Genomic DNA, 22,156 nt, shown 5'->3' on the forward strand with positions numbered 1-22,156 from the left:
TGGTCGGGAGCGTCCCTCATCATTGAGTCGGGCTGTTTTAATACGTTAGCCATATTGTTCCAATGCCGTTCGGTTAACGTTATCTAAACCTGTCATCTCGATTAAAATGGGCCTATTTTCACGAAAACCAACGTCATCCCCATGAAAATGGGGATCTTAGATTCCCGTTTTCACGGGAATGACGAAGTATTTGGCACTAACCGAACGGCATTGAGCCATATTGTTCGGCATGTATACCGTTAACTATTGTTGCTCTCTTTCACTGTGTAAGAGTAATCAACATCAACTATAGCTCGGTATTGTACTTCGCCACGTTGAGCTGAAAATTCCTCTAGGCTAACTTCTACCTCTTCAATCGCTACCTTCTGAATCTGACCATTTAGTGTGGTTGGAAGCTGAAACTTAAGCTGTGAGTTTGACGCCGCTTTCAACTCATCCGCAATATCAAAGCCCGCTTCATAAGCTTGATCTTGAGTCGCATAGCCTTCAGAACGAAATTCTGTCTCACTTTTTAACAAACTAGTACCCGCAAAAACAGACGTACTTAATACCAAACCAGTCATAGCAATCGTTAATAATGTTTTCATAATCTAGCCTTTTTTAATTTCATCCCCTCATGAGATGTACTCATATTAAACAACGTTAAGTAAAGAGTCCGTCAAAGAAGGTAAAGGTATGTATATAATTGGTAAAGATAAAGTCGGAATACGAATGCGTATACCGGCTATTAATTGCACTTTTTCTCAATAAAAGTATATTTAAGGTAAGCGCAAGCTTATAAATGAAAATGGGCACGTAGACAAAGAGTTAAGGACACATAATGGACGGCTATCGAATTACCACAGAGACACGTGAAATGGATTTTGATGTGATCTATACATTCATCTCTACGAGCTATTGGGCAAAAGGCATTCCGAAAACAACCATGCGAAGAGCCATTGAGAATGCTTTTTGCTTTGCGCTTTTTGATTCTGAAAACCATCAGGTTGGCTTTGCTCGCCTAATTACAGACAGAGCTACTTTTGCTTATCTAGCCGACGTTTTTATTCTGGAAGATCATAGGCAAAAAGGACTAAGCAAATGGTTGATTTCGGAAATTATAAATCATCCTCAACTTCAAGGATTAAGGCGAATTATGTTAGCAACCAAAGACGCACACGGCCTCTACCAACAATTCGGTTTTGAGCCATTGAATAACCCTGAGATGATGATGCAGATTCACAAGCCAGACGCATATAAGAACCTATAGAGCTCGCCCTGAAAAAATAAACTATCGCTAGAGAGACTATCTATGAATAAGAAAGAGATTATCATTCGTCATAGTGAAGCAAAAGATGCACAAGGTATTACGCAAGTTTACCAATGCGAAAATGCCTACTCAAACACATTGCAGCTCCCTTTTCCTGACGGTGCTGTGTGGGAATCGAGGATCGCGAATAAACCGGATAATATTTACAGCTTTGTTGCTGAGATCGATGGCGAAATAGTCGGTAACCTTGGGTTCGAGGTTTTTGCTAATTTAAGACGTCGACATGCTGGCTCTTTTGGTATGGGTGTGAAAGATGAACAACAAGGCAAAGGTATAGGCAGTGCGCTTTTATCAGCCGTGATTGAATTAGCCGACAACTGGTTAAATCTAAAAAGATTAGAGCTTACCGTTTTTATCGACAATGCATCTGCCATTGCATTATATAAAAAATTTGGCTTTGTCATTGAGGGCGAGTCAAAGGATTATGCCTTTAGAAAGGGTGAATTTGTCAGCGTCTATCACATGGCAAGAATTAAAACTTAAAATATTAAATTGGTACTAAAAAGGAACCGCAATGAGCATAGATATACATAGTGGCGTTTGGATATCTGAACCCAAATCACAAACCATCACCGACCGCTCTATTCGTTTCACCACTGAGCCGAACACCGATTTATGGCAGCGTTCGTATTATGGATTTCGTAATGACAACGCACCCGCCTATCAGTTCGAATCTTCAAACAATGTCACTTTCCTTGTGAAAGCGACATTCCAATATAGGAATCTGTTCGACCAATGTGGCGTGATTATCTATCTTGATAGTGAAAATTGGTTTAAAGCTTCAATCGAGTACGAAAACGAACATTACTCGGGAGTGTTGTTACCAATATGGGCTATTCTGATTGGGCAACAACCGATATTGAACTGCCAAAAGAGATTTGGTATAGATTAAGTCGTAGAGGACCAGACTTCCTTATTGAAAGCTCTTCAGATGGCATAGAGTTCCATCAAATGCGGGTATTTCATATCCACGCTTTAGGTGAAACATCTTCAAGCATGGGAACAGCAAATCCACCATTACCGGCTAAGAAGCCTATTAAATTTGGTGTTTATGCATGCAGTCCTATCGATTCATCATTCACTGCTGAATTTTCCCACATTTCAGTTAAAGATTGTATTTGGAAAGCGCACGGAACACTCTAAACATGGCTAAAATCTACTTTATTTGTGGTTTCATCGGCTCAGGAAAAACCACTTATGCAAAACAATTGGTCAATACCCACTCGGCATTCCGTTTTTCTATCGACGAATGGATGATACCGTTATTCGGTGAGCACATGCCTAGAGAGTTATTAGATGAGCGTATGGACACATTAACCGAACTATTTAAATTGTCAGCAATACAGATGATGCAACTGAACACTTCGGTTATATTTGACTTTGGTTTTTGGAACCAAGTAGAACGAACAAAAATAACCCAATGGGCACAATCTCAAGGATTCGATTTTGAGTTAATTTATCTAGATTCTAGTTTCGAAGTTTGCAGCCAACGAGCCTATAAACGCAATGCTGACCGCTCAGACAAAGCCTACGAAATGACACCTGAAATGCTCCTGATGTTCTGGCAATCGTTTGAAGTTCCAGCAAAACATGAAAAAGTCACGTACATTAGATCATCCGATAACTAACCTAAGATCAAGATTATAGACATCGATAATTATCAACATTTGGAATAAAAAATGACCTCTACCATCGTCGTAAATCCTTCTGCTGAAGATATTCAGGACATTAAGGACGGCCTAATAAAGCATAATTCACCCTATCTAAAAGGGTTAAGACGATACGAAATCGCCAATTTCAGTTTTAAGGAAAACGGTGACAAAAGTGCAGGTGTCACAGGCGAAATATGGGGTAATTGGTTACTCATCCAATACCTTTGGGTAGATGAAACTCAGAGAGGCAATAGATTAGGTGCCACTATATTGTCTGAACTCGAACAGTATGCGAAAGAGCAAGGTTGCCATTCCTGTTTGCTCGATACATTTAGTTTTCAAGCGAGAACATTTTATGAAAAGATGGGGTATACCCATGCAATGACGATGGATGATTTTCCTGTGGAAACAAAGAAGTTTTATATGATGAAATCGTTATGAGGGGTTTTGCAATGATAAAGTGCAATAGGACAACGCTTTTTATCGTCAGAGCAATACGGCCTACCAAGAGCGCCTAGACAACTTAAGTAAACCATATAAAGAATATGAGAATGAAAGAAACGAGCGTATAGAGACTAATTAACCAATAGACTTAACGTGCTTCACTCAATGCTCGTTTACCACTGCTTTCCCAATGTGTGATAAATGCGACTGCTGCAATAATAATCGCAGCACCTAACCATAATCGACCTGGTGGAACCCAACCAAATACCATCCATCCTAACAGTACATTTAATGGCAGTTTTGCGTTGTCGAAAGGTTGAACAAATGATGCATCTGCCACCGCGTAAGCTTTTACAATCGCCCACTGTGCCAACGCGGTCATAGCACCAGCGCCAAGTAAGAAGACCCAGGTAATTGACGTTGTGGGCATCGTCCAATCTGGTATCGCTAGAAGTAGATTAAAGGGCGTAATAAACAACAAAAGGTAGACCACCATTGTCGATGGTGAATCGTCAGAAGAGAGCTTTTTCACCATCAACGAATAACATGCCCAGAAAAATGCAGCGCCGATAGGCAATAAAGAAGCAATATTGAAATTCTCCCCCCAAGGTTCCAAAATAATCATGGCGCCGACGAAGCCTGCTAAGGTCGCTCCCCAGCGGGCAAACCCAACTTTTTCTTTAAGAAATAGACCTGAACCAATCGTAGCGAAAAGCGGTGATGTCATTAAGAGAGCGATACCTTGCCAAATCGGAACAGGATAAGCTAGCGCCCACATCCATAATTGAATACCGATAACAGACAACAACACCCTGAAGATATGCATCTTTAAGTTCATTGTTGTTAACGATTTTTTTATACCGAGTGTCTTTAGATAAGGGAGAATGACGACAAGCGCAACACCATATTGAATCAAGGCAACAGAGGTAGACGGAAGCGAGAAATTGATACTAACATATTGAGCGAGGCTATTAACTACAGCAAAGGCTAAGCCAGCGGTTAACATCCAGCTAGCACCCTGGATTGGAGAATGAGGCGACATATAAATTTACTATCTAATATTGAGTTGACCAATAATAAGTCAATTGTCTAAAAACCGCCATCGAAACCGCTGTTATGCGGCCTCTACATTCACCATTTTTCTTTTAACGATGTCATTACATGCTTGATGCACGGTAGTCAGATCTTTTAAGTAAATCCGAGCGGCCGGGTCTATTTTTTGCCCATCTATCTTAATTAACACTTTCTGAAACTCATTTGAACAATGAGAGATGGTATTCAAATTCTCAATTCGATTGGCAATTCGATATAGTTTGAGTAGGTTGCTTAATTTATGGCTTAGCATCGACGTTCTCCACGCCATTCTCAAATTCCATGTCCTGAGAGATAGCAAAATGTACAGAAAATTATGTTGCGACCATATCCATAGAAGCAGTTATTATTTCTAGAGTACTGTTAAAACTGTTTGATTTTATCAAAAAACACACACCCGTATGGCGTACTAATACTCAATATCCTCTACTCATGGTCTAAATGCATTAATATTCTAAAATCAAGCTGTATTTACGCAACGGAGATCACGTAAATAATATGTACCCTGGCAATTTGTGCATGATTATTTGATCAACATCACTCTAAATTTGCGTCTATAGAAAAACGCGAGCTCAATACGAAATCATGATGCCACAGAGAAAGGCGCACGTTTTGCGAATTTAAAGGGGCCAATTGGTTTACGCCTTAAAACTGGAGTAGTTCAAAGCACTTAAATGAGCCAATTAAGAAGATAGGCACTCATGTCTGGTTAAAATCAAAAACTGTGATAACTTTAAATTGATTACGAGCCAAATTTATCTATCTTACGATAAAGGTCATGACGGGGAGATTAAATGAATAAACATTGGTTAATATTAGGTCTGCTATCGACAGTTGGTTACGCAAATACAATCTCTACTCCTGGTAAAGCCATCATTGTAGGGAATAGTAATAATGCACTAGCTAAACGAGTCTGCTATTACCAAGACAAAGCATACTCGCTTGGTGCGGTTTTGCAGGTTGGAGAAAACAACATAATATGCAGTGAAGAAAACGCTCGCGAATCGAATGGGCCATTAAGATGGTTTCCATTGGGTCAGGAGCGTTCAGAGATTTCAAATACACCTAGTTACAAAGTAGATTAAGCCGCACTTTCATCGTACTGTTGCTCCAAAGTAGCGGCTCTCTGCGCAGCAGGCATTTCATTTAACGCAGCGAGATATTCTGTCAGTTTAGGATAGTCACCAAGAAAACCTAATCCCGCCGCCATTTCTATAATAAATGACATTAATATATCTGCAGCCGTAAATTGGTCACCAACGAGCCAAGTATTATGAGACAAGTGCGTATCCATATAACCCAGAATGAGTTTAATCTCATTTTGACTATAATCAGAAACAAACCGTGTTTCTGACCCATCAACCTTCAAGAAATAATGCATTAACAGAGGCAACGCTGCCGAACTTTCTGCAAAATGCAGCCATTGTAAATAAAGCGGGTATTCAACGGACCCATGTGCGGGAACCAATGTTTCGCTTGCAAAACGTTGTGCTAAATATTCCGTTATGGCTCCTGATTCAGCCAAGACCTTGCCGTCTTCTTCTAACACCGGGGATTTACCCAGAGGGTGTACCGCGCGCAATTCAGGTGGCGCAAGTTGAGTGACAGTATCTCTTTGATACGCCTTGATTTCATAAGGTACTTTTAGTTCTTCTAATAGCCATATAATTCTTTTTGAACGTGATCTAACTAAGTGATGTAAAGTAATCATGAAATCCTCGGTATTTCTTTATGTTTTATTTTATATGCATATTGTCCACTATTAATAATGTAGTCAAGCTCAACTCCACACTTTTGGTAACCTCAGATTAAAATCATTTTATCGAAACATACTATTAATATTTTATTAACATCTTGTTTTTAAAGAATTAAAATCACCTGATTACATTCATTCCGTAAGCCTCAAGTCATTACTGTAATTTAATTACCAACTAAAGGTTGACGTAGGTCACATAAATGCCGATAATGTGATGGTCATCTGATAATCAATAATAAGGAAAACGACATGAGCTCAATATTAACTTCACAAATCGAAGCACCAAAAGTAAGCAACAAAATAGTATCTGTATTACATGAGATTGCCGCTATTTTCACTATGTTTGCTGTGACTTCTACCATTGTATTATTAACAAGCCTTACTTGGATTGCTTAAGCTACTAAGGTGCTCAAGGCACTTTAGTTGTTTAAAGCGGTTGTACAACAAAGCATTCTAATTAGCCCAGTAGTAACCACAATATCAAACTTGTTATTGTGCATGAATAACTCTTTCCTCACATGGAATAGGGCATTAAACAGAAAGCTCAAAATGTAATTTAATTACACATCCTAGTTCTAATTCCTGACAATGACTAGAGCTATAAGTTAGCTATCAAAACACACTTCCCATCCATTTCGATAAACGAGATTTTTTCTCTTTCTTATTTCTTATTTCTTATTTCTTATTTCACTTAGCCTATGCTATTTTTGAGATACATGTATTTTGATGTCTTTGTGTCGAAATAAATATAGATATCTCGGGAATGTCGAATGCTTCGAAAAAAAATCAGCATTACACATGCGAAATCAAAAAAAATACTCGTACTAAATCTAAAAGGTGGCGTTGGCAAGTCAACTTTTACGGTGAATCTCGCTTCAAAATTATGTATGGCTCAGTATTGTGTTGAAATCATTGATAGTGATAAACAGAGTTCTTCCCATTCTTGGGCAAAAGAGATACAACAGATTGAATCTCAGCAATTAAATATTAGTTTTCGCGGTTATTCAGATATTGCTTCGTCGGTAAAGGTAAATAGAGATTGCGACTTTACTCTCATTGACTCACCCGCTAACTTTGATGATAACCATATCAAAAAATATTTAATGCTGGCAGATTATGTGGTTGTTCCTATTCAACCTTCACCAATCGATCTCCATGCCACTCTTCCCCTTATTGAAAAAATATTGAAAAATCTGGCTTTAATCAAGAAAGAGGTCAAGGTGGGCTTCGTAATTAATCGTTGCACCGAAGGCAACCCTCAGGTTGAACAGGTCAGGAGTCTACTTAACCATTTTCGACAATATCAAACCTTGGGGCTAATGAGCGACTCCTATCTTTATCAAGAACCATTTCAGAAGAAGACCATCTTGGATGTCGATTTAGATACACCACTTTGGAGAGAGGTTTTTAATTGGCTTCAAATAGAATTAACGGACAGAAAGGTAACGCCCCTGACCGTTAAATCGCATTCACAGACAAACAATAAAGTTAGATATTCGAATCTGTTATCATTCCGAAACTAATAGCCTACCATTCACAATGAATACAGATAAAAAAACGGACTTAGCGTTCAACTAAATCCGTTTTCTGTTTCGTTACTATCACTTACTTATAGCTGATTTCACGAACTTTAGCTTTCACGTTAGGGATAAGCGACGAGCTCGCACTTAACTTATGCACACCCAACTTAATCAATAACTCAGACATTTCAGTATCCCCGGCCATTTCACCACACATGCTAACTGGAATACCATTTGCTTTCGCGGCAATACAGGTCATTTGAATTGCTGAAATTACAGCTGATTTTTTATAATCGACTAAATCAGAAACAGCTGTATTTCCACGGTCAGCGGCCATAACGTATTGAGTTAAGTCATTGGTACCGATACTGAAAAAATCCGCCTCTTTAGCAAGTTCGTCTGCATTAAGTACCGCGGCTGGTACCTCAATCATAATACCCACTTTCATTGGGTATAGGATTTCTGGTAGATTCAACTCATCACGGCAATCTGCAATAAGTGATTTAACCGCTTGAAGTTCTTCTACTTCCGCTATCATTGGAATCATTAATTGAATGTTTGAGTTATCTTTCGCTGCACGTAATACCGCTTTTAACTGCGGTTTGAACAGTTCGTTATCCGTCAAACACAACCGAACACCTCGTAACCCTAAAAATGGGTTCTCTTCTTGTGCCATATGATAAGAAGGTAGGGGTTTATCTCCGCCAACATCTAAACTACGAATAGTTAATGGACGATGCTCTAAAGCAACCGCTATATCACGATAGATCTCATATTGTTCTTCTTCAGTAGGCAACGTTTTGCTCGACTGGAATACAAACTCTGTGCGAAGTAGTCCAACACCTTCCGCGCCTGATGCTAGCGCCGCCTTCACATCTTGCAGCCCACCGATATTTGCGTGAACATCAACTTTCAATCCATCGACCGTGATAGCAGGTTTCGACGCCTGTTCTTTCTTAGCAACGGTATCGGCAATCCAGGCATTACGTTCTTCAATTAGGCATGAAGCTTTCTCTGCATCTGGTGCAAGCCATAAATGACCACGTTTTCCATCAAGAATGACCTCTTGTCCATTTGTGGTGGAAGTAATAACTCCCTCTGCCTTTACGATGCAGGGAATGCCCATTGCACGAGCTATAATTGCGCTGTGTGAAGTCCTGCCACCAGCCTCGAGACAGATACCAACAACCTTAGTTGGATCAAGCTGTGCAGTCTGGGCTGGTGACAAATCACTTGCGACAATAATGCAATTGTCCACTAGTTCAATAGTCTCAGTTTCTGCACCGTCAAATGAATACATTGTCTGCTTTGCGACATCCCATACATCCGCTTCGCGTTCGCGCATGTACTCACTTTCAGACTGAGCATATTCTGCCGCCTGTATCGTCATCACTTTCATCAGAGCCGCTTCAGCGATGCTTCCTAACTTAATCTCTTCTTGAACCATCGCAACCAGATCAGGGTCCGTGATCATCATGTTATGAGCACCAAAAATATCGGCGTGCGCTTTACCAAGTGTTTTCTCTGCGCCTGTTTCTTGTTGCTTGAGTGATGCAGACACACTGGCCACGGCTTGAGCAAACCTAGCTAGTTCATCCACTTCAGTTGTGAAGTCACGTTGGGGTATTTCAGGCATTGCACTTTCAAGACCAAGAATCTGACCACTTGCTATCCCGTCGCATACGGAAATACCAGAGATAGCACCTTCAACTTTTGCCACTGTTGGTTTGTCTTCGTCTAGCGCAACGACTTTCATCTGCGCAATGGACTCTCCAAAATGGCTGTTTGCGAGTGCCTCAAATGATGCTATCGCTTTTTCAGCATCGTTACCTGATGCGAGAATTCGAATACTATCATTAAGTTTAACACCAAGTTTCGCGATAGAATTGAGGCTCTTCGCATTCACTTTCTTATCTGTTTTTTCTAATAGAATGTTAGCGTCAAACTTTGCCATTACACCCACAATGGCCGCCGCTGGGCGCGCATGTAAACCATGTGGATTCAACACCGTCCAACGAAATTCTAGCGCGTCTGCTGACACTTCAACATCTGTCGCAGATGAGATATTTTGTTCCACCTCACCTAAATGTTCACGTTTCGCAGATAAAGAGCCTGCCGCTTCTTCCAATACTACCGACATTGGTAAGTCCGCAGATGCTGCCACTGACGCAGCCATCGTACCCTCAACAATCGGAGCGGAACACAGAGCAATATTCGGCACCATATCAGGGTCAATTAACTCTAATGCGGTTTCTGTACTCAAAAGGGCTGACCCCATATCCATCATCACAACAACGCCGCTATCGTCGTACACCTCTTCGATAGCCATCATGATACGAATAGTATCAGTACCGATCGGATTCTCAGGGTCGTCGATACCGCCAGCCGCCGCTATTTTGCAACGACCTTGAGTCATTTGGTTTGCTAGCTCAACAACACCATTAGCGAGCAATTCGCTGTGTGATACAACAACGATACCTACCATTATTTATGCCTCATTGACGACTTTATTTAGCGTTTCAATCATCAACTTAGTCGATGTTGCTCCTGGATCTGGGTGTCCAATACTGCGTTCACCCAAGTAGCTTGCACGCCCTTTTTTAGCTTGCATAGGGATTGTTTTTTCAACGCCCTTAGCGGCTGCATCAGCCATACTGGTGAGTGCACCACCAACGTTTACACCTGTTTCAGATGCGGTTTTGCCCGCCATGATGACTTCCCACCATGCATCACACATCGTTTTGTCACCGGGGTTTGCTTTACCACGGCCAACAACACCATCTACACCGGCTTGAAGTGCTTCAATAAATTCGGCTAGTGTTAGGCTCTCTTTACCAGCAGACTTTGTCGCCGCGCGGATGAAAAACGTGCCATAAAGAGGACCTGAAGCGCCACCTACCTTAGAAAGTAGAGACATACCTGTGGTCTTGAAAATAGTTGCTAAATCTTTATCAGCAACCGCTGGAAGTTTAGCCGCAACTTCACCAAATCCTCGTTCCATATTCAGGCCATGATCTGCATCTCCAATCGCGGCATCCAGTTCAGTTAACATGTCACGATTTTCAGAATAGATACCACTGCAATTTGTTAGCCAAGTAACGATTTGTGCTTTAGTAATCTCAGACATATTAACAACCCCAACGTAGTGAAGGAGCATCGACTGGAGCGTCCCATAATTCTAATGTTTCTGCATCTGCTTTCAACAATGTAATTGAAAAGCCTTCCATATTTAGAGAAGTACAATAGTTACCCACTAAAGTGCGAGCCACTGTATAGCCTGCTGCTTCTAACTCTGTGTGAACTTTACGATAAGCACCGAATAGCTCAGATTCCGGCGTACCACCAAGGCCATTAACGAGCACGATTAACTCATCACCTTTTTGATAGGCTTCTGTTGATTGCACTGTTTCTATCCAGTCACCGTTTTCACGATCCCACGTTTTTAATGTGCGAGAATATGTGTCTGAAGCGAGAAGCTCTTCAAGCATCTCTGTTGTCGTAGTATCAACATCTTTGTATGTGCGACGTTCAATGCCTGGCTCACCATGGATACCCACGCCAAATTCAATTTCATCATCAGCAAGTATAAAAGAAGGCTTACCATTTGCTGGCACAATACAAGCAGACAGAGCGACACCAAACGAACGAGCACGATTATTAAGACGGGTAGCTAATGCTTCGCAATATGAAATATCTTTACCTGCTTCCGCCGCCGCACCAACAATTTTTTCAATCAGTACCGTTGCCGCGACACCACGGCGACCCGCAGTATATAGAGAATCTTTTACGGCCACATCGTCATCAATGACGACTGAACCGACTTTAATTCCTTCCATATGGAGCATTTCAACTGCCATTTCAAAATTAAGGATGTCACCCGTATAGTTTTTGACGAAATAGAGCACGCCTTCTTCATTAGGAATCGCTTTACCACACTCCATCATTTGATCTGGGGTTGGAGAGGTAAAAACCGCACCGGGACAAGCCGCTGTCAGCATTCCTTTACCAATAAATCCTGCATGTAATGGTTCATGACCGCTACCACCGCCAGAGACCAAAGATACTTTCCCTTGGCTTTTTTCATGGTAAATAAAGTAAGGATCCGTCACGAGTTTAAGCGCGGGGTTCGCAAGGACAAGGCCCTCTACTTGCTCAGTCACTACGTTTTCTACTGTATTGATTAATTTTTTCATCACATTCACTTCACTGATTGTTGGATAAATTTATACACATATGGGTAATAGGGATAAATATTACATTACGCGCTAGACTATGTCAGAAATTGTAGTTTTTCCAACAATGAAAACGTTTAACGTGAAGCAACTCAAAATCAAACAAACAAAAATATACAAAAAATCACAAAATGCGTGATGGATCACTGTTGATAATACAAAATATTGTTTTCATAGCGAAGCGAACATTATCCCCTTACCCAAATTTCAAAGAGGTCTCTAAAATGGACAAAATCATTATCTCACCAAGCAAATATATTCAGGGCGCAAACGTACTAGAAAGCATTGGTGATTATGTCAAACCATTAGGTACGAAAGTTCTTGCTATTGCCGATGGTTTTGTAACTGGTCTAGTTGGTGCAACCGTAACGAAAAGTTGTGAAGAAGCCGGAATTGAGCTAAGCATGGCTGAATTTGTAGGCGAATGTAGCCGTCCTGAAATTGAACGTTTAATGGAAATCGCTAACGAAAAAGGTGTCGATGTCGTTGTTGGTATTGGCGGTGGTAAAACACTTGATACCGCTAAATCTATCGCGTTTTATTTGAAGAAAACGGTTGTAATCGTTCCGACTATCGCATCAACAGATGCACCAACAAGTGCACTCGCTGTTATCTATACGCCAGAAGGCGAATTTTCAGAATACCTAATGATTCCAACTAACCCTAATATGGTTATTATGGATACACAAATTATTGCTGGTGCACCAACTCGTTTACTTGTATCAGGTATGGGTGATGCACTTTCAACCTACTTTGAAGCACGTGCAAATGGTATCTCTGGTAAGTCAACAATGGCTGGGGGAGCACCAACACGTGCAGCTCAAGCATTGGCAAAGCTTTGCTATGAAACATTAATTGAAGATGGTCTTAAAGCAAAAATCGCTTGTGATCAAAACCTCTCTAATATCGCCGTTGAAAACATTATCGAGGCAAATACTTATCTATCAGGTATTGGCTTTGAAAGTTCAGGCCTTGCGGCAGCGCATGCTATTCACAACGGCTTAACAAAACTAGAAGAGTGTCATCACCTATATCACGGCGAGAAAGTGGCATTTGGTACCCTAACTCAATTAGTGCTGGAAAATGCAGCAATGGCTGAAATAACTGAAGTATTGGATTTCTGTAAGTCGGTAGGCCTACCGACAAACCTAAAAGATATGGGCGTAACTGAAATCAATCGCGATAAGCTGATGGAAGTGGCTGAGGCTTCTTGTGCAGAAGGTGAGACTATTCACAATATGCCATTTGAAGTGACTCCAGCCCTAGTGTTAGCGGCTATGCTAACGGCTAATGAACTAGGTTCTATGTAATCAATCATGGGGTTCTTCCCTTATAAGTTTGAACACATTTATGCATAGTTTTGCTGTGGTATTTTAATTTGTATCTTTAGCCCGCCACTTTTTAGTGGCGGTTTTTTGTATCGGTGGCCTTATACTCCAATTCCACTCAATTAAGAGCCTAAGGAAGACGTGCGAGTAGATTGCGATAGGCATTCAGCGCAATGGCTAGACGGCCACACAAACAAAAAAGATCGCACAACGCGACCTTTTATAAAATTATTCACTTTACTATTATTGATTGTTCTTTGAAGCTTCCATCAATCTTTCTGCAATCTCCTGCAATGGAATTTTCAATGCCTCATCCATTGTCTCTTCACTCACTCTGTTCCCAGCAAATTGCATTACTAATTTTTTAAATGATTCAGGATTTGTCGCACTATCATCACCTTCATACATAGGTGCACCACCTGATTTTACCACTTCATCTAAAGCCAATAAAATCATCCGCAACGCATGCAAGTGTTCTTTTGATTCACTACTCATAAACTTCATTATCCCATCAGAGTATCGATAAACAGAATTAATTCCTTGCTTCAATAATAGGAGTAATTGCAAAAAGAGGTCAATTCATATGCGCTATAAATGTTATAGCTAACAACCTTTTAGTATTTGCTTAGTGCTATTTTTCACCAACACCCATTAATACGGACAACGTACCTTGCTCAGTTTCTATCTCAAAAGGAACAGAAACCGTAACAGTATCAAAGCCCGCATCAATTAAAACTTGCTCTACCCTGCTTTCTGTTAACCCGTCTTTGTCGTTTTCCGCTAGCCAATCCCAATGGATAAATAAACCATCATCTTCAAGTAAAGAATAAATCAACTCAGCAGCCTCATCGAAATCGTCTATAAATCCGCATACTGAAGAGGCAATAACACAATCAAACTGACCACGAAACGCCGGATGTTGAGCAATTAACCCTCGAGAAAGGATATCAACAACGGGTTCTACGTTTGGCAGCATTTTTTTGTCTAGCTCTTCTATCATGGCTTCCGATGAATCAAGCGCCACTATATCTTTTGCTAATGGTGAGATCTTTTGACTTAATAATCCTGTACCACAACCAAAATCAAACACTCGTAAATTGGTCACATTAATAATGTTATCTAACTGTTCGAACGCCTTCTCTGCATAGCGAGCTGTCGTTGATTCCATTTCCCATTTTTTTGCGCGTTTATCCCAATCGTATGACATTTGGTCTCCGTTTGTACATCCTTAATTTTCGCTACCCCATGGTAAACAAATTGTCGCTTAGCTTCACGACTAATTGTTAAACTTTTCATATTTATTCAGATTTGATGCTTTCAATTAGGCAATCTCAGCTGGTTTCGTTATCCTAACGCCATGAAACTAGGAGCAAACATGAATATCTCACATATAGAAGCGTTTTGTCGTGTTGCTGATCTAGGCTCTGTTTCAGAAGCGGCTAGGCAACTGGAGTGCAATAGAACCAGCTTGAGCATGGCAATTAAAGCACTCGAAAAAGAATTAAACATTTCTCTTTTTGTCCGCACAGGAAACAAGTTGTCCCTTTCTGAGGCAGGTAAGGCTATCTATAAAGATTGTGAAAACTTGTTATCGACCTTCTCAAGAATTAAGCAGACATGCTGTCAGGCTTCAGGTGACTTCAACGCGGAAATATGGATTGCTCGCGATGACGGTTTACCCGATGAGTTTTGGCAGGAACTGGCTCATAAACTCAATAACAAATACCCAGCAACTTCATTCAATATTGTTTTGGCATCCAGCGGAGATTTAGCCAACTTGGTAGAAACAAAGCAGGTCGACTATGCCTTTGGCGTAGACTTTGAACGAACAGACGACCCAAAACTCGTTTATCAACCTTTGGGTAAGATCCGCATGATGTCTGTATGCAAAAAAGGACACCCATTAAGTAAAATGCGCCGAGTATCAGATCAAGATCTACGAAACACAATGCAAGCTTCAATGGCCTACCTAAATGAAAAAAACAACCCGGAACTGCAACCGTTCTCGCTAAAATATATTGGATTTTCAAGCTTTGACTATATGCTCCACACGATCTTAAAAGAAGGCGCTTGGGGGGTATTACCTGAACCTCTAATTCGGCACCTTTTAAGAAGTGAACAAATCGCTGTCATCAAACACACCTACGGTTTAACTCAAGAAGATTTCTGCATGGTGACTGCTGCAGGAATGTCTGAGCACCCCGGTATGACATGGTTATCCGATAAATTAAGTGACTTCTTGTTTGACTTCTAAGCATATTAATTGGAACCAATCAGTCAGCGTCAATTTTAATGACACTAAATTAGATTAATAACCCATTGTTATTAATGATTTTTTTAATCAAAAGAGTCATAAGCCCATTCAGTTTTCTATTTTATCATTGAACATCTTGCGTATATGGCCAAAACTTGTCCAACAGTAATAATATGGATATTGTATGTGTGCTCAAGTTAATCACAATGAAAATCGAGTATTAATCTTCTCAGCCCTTTTAGCATCTGTATTTGCTATCGGAGGACTGTTTTTTGGATTATTAACAGGCTCACTCGTGATTATTTTTGATGGTGTATATTCAACCGTCAGCTTACTGTTAACATTATTGTCACTGGCAGTATCTAAGTACATTCAAAAACCAGAAAAAAAACAGTTTCCGTTTGGCAAAGCCATCTTAGAACCGGTTGTAATCACAGTAAAAGCCTCTGTCATATTAGCGGTCGTCGGTGTTTCATTATATTCTGCTGTCATCGCCATTTCTAATGGCGGTAGAGAGATGGACGCGAGCATTGCGACACTATTTGGTGTGATCAATGTCGTCGGTTGTGGTTATGCTTGGTGGTATATAGTAAATCGTAGCAGAACGTTCTCTTCTGGGCTAATTGAAGCGGAGTCGATGCAATGGCAAATGGATACCTTGTTGAGTGTTGGTGTCACTGCTGGTTTCCTTGTTACTTGGGCGCTTAGCTACACGTCGTTCGCTGGATATGCTGTCTATGCGGATCCACTAATGATGTGTATCATTTCGGTATACTTTATCAAGGTACCTTTGGATATGTTAAAGGATTCAATGCGAGAATTACTGATGATGCCGCCAAGTGAAGAGATACGCAATCAGGTTGATGAAGGTATAAACAAGGTCGATAAACAAGGCACTCAACAAATAAAACTGACCGGTTTAACAAAAGTAGGACGTGAACTTCGAGTCAATGTTGATATCAATACGCAGGAGAATCGTTCTATTGACGTAGAGGATATTGAAAAAACGCGGCAGTCTATCGCTCTTCAACTTTCAACCATGCCGTTTAATTTACGCTTAAATTTTCATATTGCTCGATAACGCAAGAGACAACGACGTTATTTCTTACTTTGAAAATGCTCAGCTAACGAAACACGTCTAGCAGGGCCAATACCATCTTCTTGTGGGAGTGTGTGTTCGTAGCCTTGTTTTATGAATGACGCTACATGGCCACCACCAGATAAACGCTTTAGTCGTTCATTATTGGCCCCAAACACCTTATATTCATATCGTTCACCACCTGCATTGAAAGAAGCAATCGAGCCATCAAACTCGAAAGTAGAGGCAATATATCTACTGTCAACCATTACTCCTTCGGGTGTAAGTATAAATTGATCCGTTGACCAACTAGGCGCACCGATCTCTGACCAATGACCATAGACACGTACTGGGTCGATATATTCTTTATAGCTTTTAATGGCAACGTAAATACCTATCGCCGCGGTCACCAAAAAGAAAAATAACCACACATACAGAGCGTATTTGGGGCCTCTTTCCAAATCAACGTCTTTGCTATTTTTACGCGGTGTTGTTTGTCCCAATGATGCCATTACGTTCTCTTCGATTCATCTTTCTCCATTTAATCCTAACCTAGCCAACGAGATAGTGACAGTATTATCGGTCAATTCTGGGTCTGATAAAAACGGCTTCGTTGTAAGTAAAATGAGGATTTAATCTTAGATGATTAAGTACCCACGCAAAGGTTTTTTAACGACATCAGACAGCAATTAGGTCGCTAAAGGTCAGTTATTTACGTATTCACACAGTAGAATAACGGACCCTAAAATTTGCGCCAGTCGTCAAATTTTTTATACCACTTCCCATGAATGGGTCATGGTTACACCCTCACCTAACATTAAGCATACAGAGCAGTATTTCTGTAATGAATCCCGAGTCACTTTTTCTACTACAGCAGCATCAAGCCCCCGCCCACTGACTTCAAAATGGATGTTGACACTGGTAAATATTCTTGGTGCCGTATCTCGTCTTTCTGTTGTTAGCTTGGCAATACAGAAATCTATTTGTTGACCCGCTGACCTGAGACCATCGACAACATCTACGGAACTGCATCCACCTGCCGCCATTAACACTAATTCCATTGGGCTTGGTGCAGATGCTCCTCCGTTTCCATCCATTACAATGGCATGACCGGATTGGGAATTTCCGATAAAGGTAAAGTCATTTACCCACTTAACTGCTGCTTCCATCTAAATCTCCACTCTTGGCATTTTCTCTAGTATAAGGCCAACCATTTTAGGCTGACTACATTTATTCTTTAAATCAAACGTCTGAGCTTATACAAAAAAAGGCAAGCCATTGGCCTACCTTTTATTATTTCTTTCATTGCCGTGCTAATTCGTTAGGCTATTTGCGTCATTTCAGTGACAACGATTTCTTCTACAGCGCCTTCCGTTGCTGCGACATAATCGATCAAATGCTGGTTGCTCATATGAGCCTGCCACAACTCACGTGACGCCCAGTTCTCGAAAAACTGAAAGTGCGCCAGATTATCGTTGTCTTGGTGCAAATCATAGTTGATACACCCTTCTTCCGCACGAGTTGTTTCAATTAACTTCAATAATTCACTTTTAACCAGTTCAATCTTGTCTGATTTAGCAACGATATTTGCAATAATTGTCAGCTTTGTCATGTGTTACACATCCTCATAATGACGAGTGATAGAATATTCATTCAATTCGGTTCAATTATAAAAGCGCGTCTTATTAACTTTTAAATTAGCCAACAACTTATATTTCGAAAATAACCGTTTAGTTATGAATACTCATTCTAAATCTGGCCTTTGCAGTAGGAGAACAGCTTGAGGCTAGGCAATCAATTTAAGCCATGCTAGGGTCTGTTGACCTTTCGTGGTTAAATTTTGTTCGAGATAAAAGCGTTTTAATCGCGATACAAGGGTATCTGGATGACAATGGGGCCCAATGCATCCCGATGTCCTATCAGAGCATAACGGGCTTCTCTATTAGCTATATGACGTACTGCACGACGAATCGGCGTTCTTATGTGACGATCAACAATATAAGATCAATACGCCTCTATTTTAAAACAGTTGGTCGATAACGGGATCCTAGACGTCAGTGTTTTAAAAAATTGAATTAAAGTCTTAAATACATCAATACACGTTAGGCAAGACACTAAAAAGGGAGCCGATAAATCGACTCCCTTTTTAGTGTCTTGCTTCATTCAACAAACACAAATCGATGATTCTAAGTGCAGGCTAACTACTTGATTTTTTCTCAGTGGCTGTTGCTTCTTTCTCAGAGCTTGATTTCTCAGAAAATAATTCAGCAACAGATTCTTTCTCTAAAGAGCCTTTGAAGTTACCTTCACTGTCAACAACAGGCAAAGAGTAATCAGAAGAGATTGTCTCGGTTAACACATCTTCAATAGCCGATTCGGGAGAGATCGTCGGAACATCTTCATATATATCAGGGTGAATAGCCCCACTTGTTTCTAGTGAAACTGCTGACTCTAACTCTTTCTCAGTAATAATACCTTGGAAACCATCTTTGGTGATGTGATAGCCGTAATCATGAGTCGATTTCCTCATTTGAGCTAACGCACCTTCAATGGTTGCGGCCGTTATTCTCATCGCAGGACGCTGCATCACCGTTTCTACAGTCAACGCTCTTGCTCTGTTCACGTCCTTTACAAAGGCCTCGACATAATCGTTAGCAGGTTCTAGTAAAATTTCATCTGGCGTGCCTTGTTGAACTAACTCACCATCTTTTAAGATGGCAATTCTATCACCTAGCCTTAATGCTTCATCCAAGTCATGGGTGATAAAGATAATCGTTTTTTGTAGCGTCTCTTGCAGATCAATTAGCTGATCCTGCATCTCACTTCTAATCAATGGATCTAACGCGGAGAAAGCTTCATCCATGAGTAGTATTTCTGCGTCAGTACAGAGGGCTCTTGCTAAGCCTACACGTTGCTGCTGACCGCCAGAAAGTTGAGAAGGATATTGCTCTTCATACCCCTTTAAACCAACTGTCTCTATCCATTCACTTGCTTTCGCAAGCCTTGCTTCTTTTTCAATCTTTTGAATCTCAAGTCCATAAGCAACATTAGCGATCACTTTTTTATGTGGGAACAGACCAAAGCGTTGAAAAACCATCGACATTTTGTGGCGGCGAAATTCCTGTAACTCATGCACACCAAATTCCATAATATCTGCGCCTTCCACCACTATCTTGCCTTCGGTCGGATCTATTAGTCGGTTGAAATGGCGAATTAGCGTCGATTTACCTGAACCAGAAAGCCCCATGATAACGAAGATTTCAGCCTTCTTAATTTCCAGGTTTATGTCTTTAAGTCCAACTGTGTGTCCCGTCTTTTCTAATATTTCATCCTTGCTTAAGCCTTCCGCAATCATAGGGAGAACTTTTTTTGGGTTAGGGCCAAATATTTTGTATAGACCAGAAATTTTAATTACTGACTCAGTCATGCTTCTGGTCTCCTAAATGGGCTTGAGTACGCTTTGCGTAAGCTTGTGATGCGCGGTCAAAAAGAATCGCCAAGGCAACAATAGCAAAGCCGTTAAGTAAACCCAATGTGAAGTATTGATTGGTTATCGACTTTAGAACCGGCTGACCCAATCCTTTTACCCCTATCATCGATGCGATAACAACCATGGATAGAGCCATCATAATAGTTTGGTTAATACCCGCCATAATGGTAGGCATGGCTAAGGGCAATTGCACCCCAGTCAACCTTTGCCATGGGCTAGAACCGAACGCTGTTGCGGCTTCGAGAACTTCTTTGTCAACGAGACGGATACCTAAATTCGTTAAGCGTATTACAGGAGGGATAGCGTAAATAATAACCGCGATTAAACCTGGAATTTTACCAATACCAAGTAGCATAACAACTGGAATTAGGTATACAAAGGCGGGCATAGTTTGCATGATATCTAGCATCGGCGTCACGACAGCCTGCACTCGATTTGAACGGGCCATTGCGATACCGATTGGTATCCCGATGGCTATAGCCAAGAAGGTACATACGGTAATAATACTAAGCGTCCGCATAGTATCCTCCCACATTCCAAAGTAACCGATAAGCAACAGCGAAACAAGGCACGCGACTGCAAGCTTAACCGAACGGCTCGCGACGTAAACTAAGCCAGTACAAAGGATAAGTACTATCCACCAAGGTGTACTTAATAAAAGCTTTTCAAACCAAATAAGAAAAGAGAGCAACGGGTCAAAAATAGACTCTATTAAATCGCCATATTCACGTGAGAACTCTTTATAAGCACCATCAAGTGTTTTTCGTATTGCACGGAGACTTGAACGCTCCATTTCGGGAAAGCTGTACAACCAGCTACTATCAGCCATCTTTAATTCCTTAATGCGAAAAGAGTAACTTGTAGCAAGTTACTCTTTTTATTTTTAAATATTAACTAATTACAGCGCTGCTGCTACTTTCTCAGCCGCTTCCGTAGACAACCAAGATTTCCAAACCGTCGGATAGTTTTCAAAGAAGTAGAACATGGCATCTTCTGAATCTGCCTGTTCTTGTTCCATCCATGCTAGAAGTTTGTTCATATCAGAGTTTTTAAATCCACGTTTTTCTAAATACTCCATAACCGGTTGGTTCTTTTTAGAAAATTCTGTTGAGGTGACCGTGAAGACAGGGGATGCAGGATAAGATGTAACTTTAGGCGATTCGCAACCTTCGATTGTTGTGCAACTAAAGTACTCAGCTTCATTAACCTCTGCACCGAAATCGACTTTAACCATTTCATATTTACCGAGAATGGCAGTAGGAGCCCAATAATATCCAAACCAAGCTTCTTTACGTTCGTAACTTTTTGCAATTGATCCTGAAAGACCAGCAGCAGAACCTGGATCAATCAATTCAAAATTAGCATCCGCCAGTTTTAGTGCTGTAAATAAATTCGACGCTGAAATTTGGCAACCCCAACCGGCTGGACAGCCATAAAAGCCACTGACATCTTTATTTTCTGGGTGCTTAAATAATGCGGCGTGTTTTTTAACACCTTCGATGGTTTTAAGTTCAGGGTATTGCTCTACCATATACTTTGGCACCCAGAAACCTTCTTCACCACCATCAATTAATGATGGGCCAGCGAAGACCAATCGACCTTCTTTAACACCGGCATCAACCGCTTCTTTTACCGAGTTAGCCCATATTTCAGGCGCTATATCTGGTTGCCCTTTTTCGATCATCGATGTTGTCGTAGGCATGGTATCACCGGGAATCAATTCCGCATCGCAACCATAGGCATTTTCTAAAATAAACTTATCTACATTGGCAATTAAGCTAGCAGAACTCCAGTTCATGTCGGCGATAGTTACGCTCCCACACTCACTAGCAGATACGTTGGCACTAGCAAGTAAAGCGAGCGCAGCAAGTTTCAGTTTCATAACAATTCCTTTGAAAATATTCCCTAATTAGGCTGAATAGCATACCTACAATTTGATTAGTGTTCAAATGATTAGAGGTATTTGCATTTCAAAGGTAGTTATAATTCACTGAAAAAAAG

The 22,156-nt window shown here is 40.7% G+C and carries 25 protein-coding genes and 1 pseudogene; 11 read left to right on the forward strand and 15 right to left on the reverse strand.

Translation table 11 applies throughout. From position 1 onward, the window contains the following. Positions 1 to 239 precede the first annotated feature (239 nt). The gene (locus tag AACW90_RS00240; RefSeq protein ID WP_390229285.1) at positions 240 to 587 is read right to left on the reverse strand and encodes a DUF3316 domain-containing protein; all 348 of its coding nucleotides are present in this window, start codon (positions 585 to 587) and stop codon (positions 240 to 242) included. 233 nt (positions 588 to 820) lie between these two features. Here AACW90_RS00240 and AACW90_RS00245 point away from each other — a divergent pair, with 233 nt between their 5' ends. From AACW90_RS00245 to AACW90_RS00265, 5 genes and pseudogenes are all read left to right on the forward strand, one after another. Continuing rightward, a complete protein-coding gene (locus tag AACW90_RS00245; RefSeq protein WP_390229287.1) occupies positions 821 to 1,249 on the forward strand; it encodes a GNAT family N-acetyltransferase in 429 nt (142 codons plus the stop codon). A gap of 42 nt (positions 1,250 to 1,291) precedes the next feature. Further along, entirely contained in the window at positions 1,292 to 1,792 is a 501-nt protein-coding gene (locus tag AACW90_RS00250; RefSeq protein WP_390229289.1) for a GNAT family N-acetyltransferase, read from the forward strand. A gap of 31 nt (positions 1,793 to 1,823) precedes the next feature. Continuing rightward, positions 1,824 to 2,452: pseudogene (locus AACW90_RS00255) on the forward strand (DUF1349 domain-containing protein). 2 nt (positions 2,453 to 2,454) lie between these two features. After that, a complete protein-coding gene (locus tag AACW90_RS00260; RefSeq protein WP_390229291.1) occupies positions 2,455 to 2,937 on the forward strand; it encodes a P-loop nucleotide/nucleoside kinase family protein in 483 nt (160 codons plus the stop codon). A gap of 51 nt (positions 2,938 to 2,988) precedes the next feature. After that, positions 2,989 to 3,402, forward strand: a complete 414-nt coding sequence (locus AACW90_RS00265) for a GNAT family N-acetyltransferase (protein ID WP_390229293.1) — start codon at positions 2,989 to 2,991, stop codon at positions 3,400 to 3,402. A gap of 151 nt (positions 3,403 to 3,553) precedes the next feature. On the opposite strand, the gene AACW90_RS00270 is transcribed toward AACW90_RS00265, so the two are convergent. Continuing rightward, a complete protein-coding gene (locus tag AACW90_RS00270; protein WP_390229295.1) occupies positions 3,554 to 4,447 on the reverse strand; it encodes a DMT family transporter in 894 nt (297 codons plus the stop codon). Between the two features lie 72 nt (positions 4,448 to 4,519). Continuing rightward, positions 4,520 to 4,768, reverse strand: a complete 249-nt coding sequence (locus AACW90_RS00275; protein WP_195705640.1) for a hypothetical protein — start codon at positions 4,766 to 4,768, stop codon at positions 4,520 to 4,522. A gap of 523 nt (positions 4,769 to 5,291) precedes the next feature. Between AACW90_RS00275 and AACW90_RS00280 the strand changes: the two genes are divergently transcribed. Beyond that, positions 5,292 to 5,582, forward strand: coding sequence for a DUF1496 domain-containing protein (locus AACW90_RS00280; protein WP_390229297.1), 291 nt, complete (start codon positions 5,292 to 5,294; stop codon positions 5,580 to 5,582). Here the strand turns inward: AACW90_RS00280 and AACW90_RS00285 are convergent. After that, on the reverse strand, positions 5,579 to 6,208 hold the full coding sequence (locus AACW90_RS00285) for a glutathione S-transferase family protein (protein WP_390229299.1): 630 nt from the start codon (positions 6,206 to 6,208) through the stop codon (positions 5,579 to 5,581). The two genes, AACW90_RS00280 and AACW90_RS00285, sit on opposite strands and share 4 nt — an antisense overlap. Positions 6,209 to 6,502: 294 nt before the next feature. Between AACW90_RS00285 and AACW90_RS00290 the strand changes: the two genes are divergently transcribed. Continuing rightward, positions 6,503 to 6,649 (forward strand): hypothetical protein, encoded by a 147-nt coding sequence (locus AACW90_RS00290; protein WP_195705643.1) that lies wholly within the window; start codon positions 6,503 to 6,505, stop codon positions 6,647 to 6,649. A gap of 374 nt (positions 6,650 to 7,023) precedes the next feature. After that, complete coding sequence (locus AACW90_RS00295) at positions 7,024 to 7,776, forward strand: AAA family ATPase (protein WP_390229301.1); 753 nt, start codon at positions 7,024 to 7,026, stop codon at positions 7,774 to 7,776. Positions 7,777 to 7,858: 82 nt separating this feature from the next. Here the strand turns inward: AACW90_RS00295 and ptsP are convergent, their stop codons facing one another. The 3 genes from ptsP to dhaK are packed head-to-tail and all read right to left on the reverse strand — an operon-like array spanning position 7,859 to position 11,966. After that, entirely contained in the window at positions 7,859 to 10,258 is a 2,400-nt protein-coding gene (ptsP, locus tag AACW90_RS00300; protein ID WP_390229303.1) for a phosphoenolpyruvate--protein phosphotransferase, read from the reverse strand. 3 nt (positions 10,259 to 10,261) lie between these two features. After that, the gene (gene dhaL, locus AACW90_RS00305; RefSeq protein WP_390229305.1) at positions 10,262 to 10,900 is read right to left on the reverse strand and encodes a dihydroxyacetone kinase subunit DhaL; all 639 of its coding nucleotides are present in this window, start codon (positions 10,898 to 10,900) and stop codon (positions 10,262 to 10,264) included. A gap of 1 nt (position 10,901) precedes the next feature. Then, positions 10,902 to 11,966: a dihydroxyacetone kinase subunit DhaK gene (gene dhaK / locus AACW90_RS00310; RefSeq protein WP_390229307.1), complete on the reverse strand. Its 1,065-nt coding sequence runs from the start codon at positions 11,964 to 11,966 to the stop codon at positions 10,902 to 10,904. 263 nt (positions 11,967 to 12,229) lie between these two features. Here dhaK and AACW90_RS00315 point away from each other — a divergent pair, with 263 nt between their 5' ends. Next, entirely contained in the window at positions 12,230 to 13,315 is a 1,086-nt protein-coding gene (locus tag AACW90_RS00315; protein ID WP_390229309.1) for a glycerol dehydrogenase, read from the forward strand. Positions 13,316 to 13,576: 261 nt separating this feature from the next. Here AACW90_RS00315 and AACW90_RS00320 read toward each other — a convergent pair whose 3' ends face one another. After that, positions 13,577 to 13,828 carry a hypothetical protein gene (locus tag AACW90_RS00320; RefSeq protein WP_390229311.1) on the reverse strand — a complete coding sequence of 84 codons (252 nt, stop codon included), beginning with the start codon at positions 13,826 to 13,828 and terminating at the stop codon, positions 13,577 to 13,579. Positions 13,829 to 13,964: 136 nt separating this feature from the next. Next, positions 13,965 to 14,540 carry a class I SAM-dependent DNA methyltransferase gene (locus AACW90_RS00325; RefSeq protein WP_390229313.1) on the reverse strand — a complete coding sequence of 192 codons (576 nt, stop codon included), beginning with the start codon at positions 14,538 to 14,540 and terminating at the stop codon, positions 13,965 to 13,967. Between the two features lie 168 nt (positions 14,541 to 14,708). On the opposite strand from AACW90_RS00325, the gene AACW90_RS00330 reads away from it, so the two are divergent. Further along, positions 14,709 to 15,587, forward strand: coding sequence for a LysR family transcriptional regulator (locus tag AACW90_RS00330; protein ID WP_390229315.1), 879 nt, complete (start codon positions 14,709 to 14,711; stop codon positions 15,585 to 15,587). A gap of 184 nt (positions 15,588 to 15,771) precedes the next feature. After that, positions 15,772 to 16,668, forward strand: a complete 897-nt coding sequence (locus AACW90_RS00335) for a cation diffusion facilitator family transporter (protein ID WP_390229317.1) — start codon at positions 15,772 to 15,774, stop codon at positions 16,666 to 16,668. A gap of 17 nt (positions 16,669 to 16,685) precedes the next feature. Here the strand turns inward: AACW90_RS00335 and AACW90_RS00340 are convergent, their stop codons facing one another. From AACW90_RS00340 to AACW90_RS00365, 6 genes are all read right to left on the reverse strand, one after another. Further along, a complete protein-coding gene (locus tag AACW90_RS00340; RefSeq protein ID WP_390229319.1) occupies positions 16,686 to 17,177 on the reverse strand; it encodes a DUF2850 domain-containing protein in 492 nt (163 codons plus the stop codon). Between the two features lie 258 nt (positions 17,178 to 17,435). Further along, entirely contained in the window at positions 17,436 to 17,834 is a 399-nt protein-coding gene (locus tag AACW90_RS00345) for an OsmC family protein (RefSeq protein ID WP_390229321.1), read from the reverse strand. Positions 17,835 to 17,986: 152 nt separating this feature from the next. Next, on the reverse strand, positions 17,987 to 18,277 hold the full coding sequence (locus AACW90_RS00350; protein ID WP_390229323.1) for a putative quinol monooxygenase: 291 nt from the start codon (positions 18,275 to 18,277) through the stop codon (positions 17,987 to 17,989). 585 nt (positions 18,278 to 18,862) lie between these two features. After that, positions 18,863 to 20,092 carry a quaternary amine ABC transporter ATP-binding protein gene (locus AACW90_RS00355; protein WP_390229325.1) on the reverse strand — a complete coding sequence of 410 codons (1,230 nt, stop codon included), beginning with the start codon at positions 20,090 to 20,092 and terminating at the stop codon, positions 18,863 to 18,865. Further along, positions 20,085 to 20,984, reverse strand: a complete 900-nt coding sequence (locus AACW90_RS00360) for an ABC transporter permease (protein WP_390229327.1) — start codon at positions 20,982 to 20,984, stop codon at positions 20,085 to 20,087. Before AACW90_RS00360 ends, AACW90_RS00355 begins: the two co-directional genes overlap by 8 nt. A 69-nt stretch (positions 20,985 to 21,053) precedes the next feature. Next, positions 21,054 to 22,037 carry an ABC transporter substrate-binding protein gene (locus tag AACW90_RS00365; RefSeq protein WP_195705659.1) on the reverse strand — a complete coding sequence of 328 codons (984 nt, stop codon included), beginning with the start codon at positions 22,035 to 22,037 and terminating at the stop codon, positions 21,054 to 21,056. Positions 22,038 to 22,156 lie beyond the last annotated feature (119 nt).

The sequence above is a fragment of the Vibrio frigidus genome (assembly GCF_042465995.1).
Taxonomy (GTDB): domain Bacteria; phylum Pseudomonadota; class Gammaproteobacteria; order Enterobacterales; family Vibrionaceae; genus Vibrio.

What these genes read in the sequence shown, in the direction of transcription:
- AACW90_RS00345 (WP_390229321.1), bottom strand. Translation starts at nt 17,834, where the DNA reads ATGGAAGCAGCAGTTAAGTGGGTAAATGACTTTACCTTTATCGGAAAT.
- AACW90_RS00340 (WP_390229319.1), bottom strand. Translation starts at nt 17,177, where the DNA reads ATGGCATCATTGGGACAAACAACACCGCGTAAAAATAGCAAAGACGTT.
- AACW90_RS00330 (WP_390229315.1), top strand. Translation starts at nt 14,709, where the DNA reads ATGAATATCTCACATATAGAAGCGTTTTGTCGTGTTGCTGATCTAGGC.
- AACW90_RS00335 (WP_390229317.1), top strand. Translation starts at nt 15,772, where the DNA reads ATGTGTGCTCAAGTTAATCACAATGAAAATCGAGTATTAATCTTCTCA.
- AACW90_RS00295 (WP_390229301.1), top strand. Translation starts at nt 7,024, where the DNA reads ATGCTTCGAAAAAAAATCAGCATTACACATGCGAAATCAAAAAAAATA.
- AACW90_RS00265 (WP_390229293.1), top strand. Translation starts at nt 2,989, where the DNA reads ATGACCTCTACCATCGTCGTAAATCCTTCTGCTGAAGATATTCAGGAC.
- AACW90_RS00270 (WP_390229295.1), bottom strand. Translation starts at nt 4,447, where the DNA reads ATGTCGCCTCATTCTCCAATCCAGGGTGCTAGCTGGATGTTAACCGCT.
- AACW90_RS00240 (WP_390229285.1), bottom strand. Translation starts at nt 587, where the DNA reads ATGAAAACATTATTAACGATTGCTATGACTGGTTTGGTATTAAGTACG.
- AACW90_RS00325 (WP_390229313.1), bottom strand. Translation starts at nt 14,540, where the DNA reads ATGTCATACGATTGGGATAAACGCGCAAAAAAATGGGAAATGGAATCA.
- AACW90_RS00290 (WP_195705643.1), top strand. Translation starts at nt 6,503, where the DNA reads ATGAGCTCAATATTAACTTCACAAATCGAAGCACCAAAAGTAAGCAAC.
- AACW90_RS00280 (WP_390229297.1), top strand. Translation starts at nt 5,292, where the DNA reads ATGAATAAACATTGGTTAATATTAGGTCTGCTATCGACAGTTGGTTAC.
- ptsP (WP_390229303.1), bottom strand. Translation starts at nt 10,258, where the DNA reads ATGGTAGGTATCGTTGTTGTATCACACAGCGAATTGCTCGCTAATGGT.
- AACW90_RS00360 (WP_390229327.1), bottom strand. Translation starts at nt 20,984, where the DNA reads ATGGCTGATAGTAGCTGGTTGTACAGCTTTCCCGAAATGGAGCGTTCA.
- AACW90_RS00285 (WP_390229299.1), bottom strand. Translation starts at nt 6,208, where the DNA reads ATGATTACTTTACATCACTTAGTTAGATCACGTTCAAAAAGAATTATA.
- dhaL (WP_390229305.1), bottom strand. Translation starts at nt 10,900, where the DNA reads ATGTCTGAGATTACTAAAGCACAAATCGTTACTTGGCTAACAAATTGC.
- AACW90_RS00350 (WP_390229323.1), bottom strand. Translation starts at nt 18,277, where the DNA reads ATGACAAAGCTGACAATTATTGCAAATATCGTTGCTAAATCAGACAAG.
- AACW90_RS00250 (WP_390229289.1), top strand. Translation starts at nt 1,292, where the DNA reads ATGAATAAGAAAGAGATTATCATTCGTCATAGTGAAGCAAAAGATGCA.
- AACW90_RS00275 (WP_195705640.1), bottom strand. Translation starts at nt 4,768, where the DNA reads ATGGCGTGGAGAACGTCGATGCTAAGCCATAAATTAAGCAACCTACTC.
- dhaK (WP_390229307.1), bottom strand. Translation starts at nt 11,966, where the DNA reads ATGAAAAAATTAATCAATACAGTAGAAAACGTAGTGACTGAGCAAGTA.
- AACW90_RS00320 (WP_390229311.1), bottom strand. Translation starts at nt 13,828, where the DNA reads ATGAGTAGTGAATCAAAAGAACACTTGCATGCGTTGCGGATGATTTTA.
- AACW90_RS00355 (WP_390229325.1), bottom strand. Translation starts at nt 20,092, where the DNA reads ATGACTGAGTCAGTAATTAAAATTTCTGGTCTATACAAAATATTTGGC.
- AACW90_RS00260 (WP_390229291.1), top strand. Translation starts at nt 2,455, where the DNA reads ATGGCTAAAATCTACTTTATTTGTGGTTTCATCGGCTCAGGAAAAACC.
- AACW90_RS00245 (WP_390229287.1), top strand. Translation starts at nt 821, where the DNA reads ATGGACGGCTATCGAATTACCACAGAGACACGTGAAATGGATTTTGAT.
- AACW90_RS00315 (WP_390229309.1), top strand. Translation starts at nt 12,230, where the DNA reads ATGGACAAAATCATTATCTCACCAAGCAAATATATTCAGGGCGCAAAC.
- AACW90_RS00365 (WP_195705659.1), bottom strand. Translation starts at nt 22,037, where the DNA reads ATGAAACTGAAACTTGCTGCGCTCGCTTTACTTGCTAGTGCCAACGTA.